Raw genomic sequence first — 3,395 nt, 5'->3', positions numbered from 1 at the left:
CATATGGGTTTTTTTAGTTTATTTATTGAGATATTGGGAGCGGGGAGAGGATTTGAACCTCTGACCTTCAGGTTATGAGCCTGACGAGCTACCGGGCTGCTCCACCCCGCATTGGGTGTATACTGCGTTATTTTGGGTTTCATAATTTCCCTTGCAGTATGAATACTGATTATACTCTATAAGAGAGGTTTAATCAGTTATTTTGGTCTGATGATTATCGTTCTAATTTTGAAGGATATCTCAGTTATTGAATAAACTCTATTATGAAGTATTAATAAGAGTTTGAATTATAATCCTGCATATTATTTAATATATTGAATATGGAATTAAACGATATTGTTTAATTGGGGATTATAAGTGATAGAGAGGGTATATTAGAAGACCTGGCAGCGACCTACTTTCCCATGCCTTAAGACATAGTATCATGGGCGCTGGGGGTTTTCACGGCCGAGTTCGAGATGGGATCGGGTGGTTCACTCCCCGCCATTGCCACCAGGTCATCTAATATACCCTTGTGTGTTGGTTGTTATTGTGAGTTCATGGTTGGTTAATTTTGAATTGGTTATTTTATAAGAGTGACTGATATGAGTGTATGTGTGTTTTATATAGTAAGTGCAAGGGCGATTAGTATCAGTTAGCTGCACACGTTTCCGTGCTTTCACACCTGACCTATTAACGTGGTGGTCTACCACGGCCCGTAATGAGACCTCGTTTTGAGGGGGGTTTCCCGCTTAGATGCTTTCAGCGGTTATCCTTTCCATACTTAGCTACCCGGCGGTGCTGCTGGCGCAACAACCGGTACACCAGAGGTATGTTCACCCCGGTCCTCTCGTACTAGGGGCAAATCCTCTCAAGTCTCGACATCCACGGCAGATAGGGACCGAACTGTCTCACGACGTTCTAAACCCAGCTCACGTACCACTTTAATCGGCGAACAGCCGAACCCTTGGGACCTGCTCCAGCCCCAGGATGTGATGAGCCGACATCGAGGTGCCAAACCTCCCCGTCGATGTGGACTCTTGGGGGAGATCAGCCTGTTATCCCTAGAGTACCTTTTATCCGTTGAGCGATGGCCCTTCCACGTGGAACCACCGGATCACTATGGCCGACTTTCGTCTCTGTTCGAGCTGTCACTCTCACAGTCAGGCGGGCTTATGCCATTGCACTCAACAGCCGATGTCCGACCGGCTTGAGCCCACCATCGCGCGCCTCCGTTACTTTTTGGGAGGCGACCGCCCCAGTCAAACTGCCCACCATGCAGGGTCCCAATCCAGGCTTACTGGATATGGTTAGACATCAAAAAAACTCAGGGTGGTATTTCAAGGATGGCTCCACATAGACTGGCGCCTATGCTTCAAAGCCTCCCACCTATCCTACACAGCGTTTTCCTGATGCCACTACAAAGTTGCAGTAAAGGTTCATAGGGTCTTTCCGTCTGACCGCGGATACCCCGCATCTTCACGGGGAATTCAATTTCGCTGAGCCGATGCTGGAGACAGCGGGGAAGTCGTTACGCCATTCGTGCAGGTCGGAACTTACCCGACAAGGAATTTCGCTACCTTAGGACCGTTATAGTTACGGCCGCCGTTTACCGGGGCTTCAATTCAGTGCTTGCACACCTCCTCTTAACCTTCCGGCACCGGGCAGGCGTCAGACCCTATACGTCGTCTTTCGACTTTGCAGAGCCCTGTGTTTTTACTAAACAGTCGCTACCCCCTGCTCTGTGCCACCTGGTCATGGTTGCCCACGACCCGGTCTTGCTTATCCCGAAGTTACGCAAGTAATTTGCCTAGTTCCTTCAGCATCGTTCTCTCAAGCGCCTTAGTATTCTCTACTAGTCCACCTGTGTCGGTTTCGGGTACGGTCTATCCGCTAGAGCTATTTCCTGGAATACTCCAAAAGCTAGGTCAATCCAATAAGACCTAACAACATATTGTATTCGTCACTTCTAGCAGGTTCAGGAATATTAACCTGATTTCCATCGACTACGGCTTTCGCCCTCGCCTTAGGGGCCGACTAACCCTGCGTGGATTAACCTGGCGCAGGAACCCTTGGACTTTCGGCGACAGTGTTTCTCGCACTGTTTGTCGCTACTCATGTCAGCATTCGCACTTCTGATATCTCCAGAGAGGGTCACCCCGTCTCCTTCACAGACCTACAGAACGCTCCGCTACTGCGCATATAAATATGCACCCACAGCTTCGGTAGATATCTTGAGCCCCGTTACATTTTCGGCGCAGAGTTTCTTAATTAGACCAGTGAGCTATTACGCTTTCTTTAAAGGATGGCTGCTTCTAAGCCAACCTCCTGGTTGTTTTGGAATCTCCACATCCTTTCCCACTTAGATATCATTTAGGGACCTTAGCTGGTGGTCTGGGCTGTTTCCCTCTCGACAATGGACCTTAGCACCCACTGTCTGTCTGCCACGCTCATACTCTTGGGTATTCGGAGTTTGATTAGGTTTGGTAGGTCTTTGGGACCCCCGAGCCCATTCAGTGCTCTACCCCCCAAGGTAATACGTGACGCTCTACCTCAATAGATTTCGCGGAGAACCAGCTATTACCAAGTTTGATTGGCCTTTCACCCCTAGCCACAGCTCATCCCCGTCTTTTTCAACAGACGTGGGTTCGGTCCTCCAGTGCATGTTACTGCACCTTCAACCTGGCCATGGCTAGATCACTTGGTTTCGGGTCTTCTGCCAGCAACTAACGCCCTATTAAGACTCGCTTTCGCTGCGCCTACACCTAACGGCTTAAGCTTGCTGCAAACAGAAACTCGCTGACCCATTATACAAAAGGTACGCTGTCACCCCATAAGAGGCTCCAGCTGTTTGTAAGCATTTGGTTTCAGGTCTCTTTCACTCCCCTTGTCGGGGTGCTTTTCACCTTTCCCTCACGGTACTTGTTCACTATCGGTCATCAGGGAGTATTTAGGCTTGGAGGGAGGTCCCCCCATGTTCAGACAGGATTTCACGTGTCCCGCCCTACTCAAGGACTTTAAAGATATTACGTATACGGGGTTATCACCCTCTATGACTGGTCTTTCAATACCATTCTACTTACCTCTTTAAAGCCACTGGCCTGTTCCGCGTTCGCTCGCCACTACTAGCAGAATCTCTGTTGATGTCTTTTCCTCCGGGTACTTAGATGTTTCAATTCCCCGGGTTCGCCTCATACACCTATGTATTCAGTGCATGATCCCTCATACGAGGGGGGTTGCCCCATTCAGAAATTCACGGATCAAAGTTTGCTCGCAACTCCTCGTGACTTATCGCAGCGTGCTACGTCTTTCGTCGCCTCCTGATGCCAAGGCATCCACCAAATGCTCTTTGTGCTCTTACTCATCACACATACACTCATATCAGCCACTTTACCCGCTATTACCTCAATCATTCT

At 49.0% G+C, this 3,395-nt stretch carries 1 tRNA gene and 2 rRNA genes; all 3 read right to left on the bottom strand.

Annotation, left to right across the window (positions count from 1 at the left end):
- Window positions 1-34: 34 nt before the first annotated feature.
- Window positions 35-111 (bottom strand) — tRNA-Met (locus QMN76_RS10755).
- Window positions 112-381: 270 nt separating this feature from the next.
- Window positions 382-497, bottom strand: a 5S ribosomal RNA gene (gene rrf / locus QMN76_RS10750).
- A gap of 108 nt (window positions 498-605) precedes the next feature.
- Window positions 606-3,341: ribosomal RNA gene (locus QMN76_RS10745) — 23S ribosomal RNA — on the bottom strand.
- Window positions 3,342-3,395 lie beyond the last annotated feature (54 nt).

Origin of the sequence: Commensalibacter papalotli (ex Botero et al. 2024), from assembly GCF_947179115.1 — a bacterium.
Classification (GTDB): Bacteria; Pseudomonadota; Alphaproteobacteria; order Acetobacterales; family Acetobacteraceae; genus Commensalibacter; species Commensalibacter papalotli.
The sequence above is the reverse complement of the archived record's forward strand: the minus strand, read 5'-3'. Positions and strand labels throughout refer to the sequence as shown.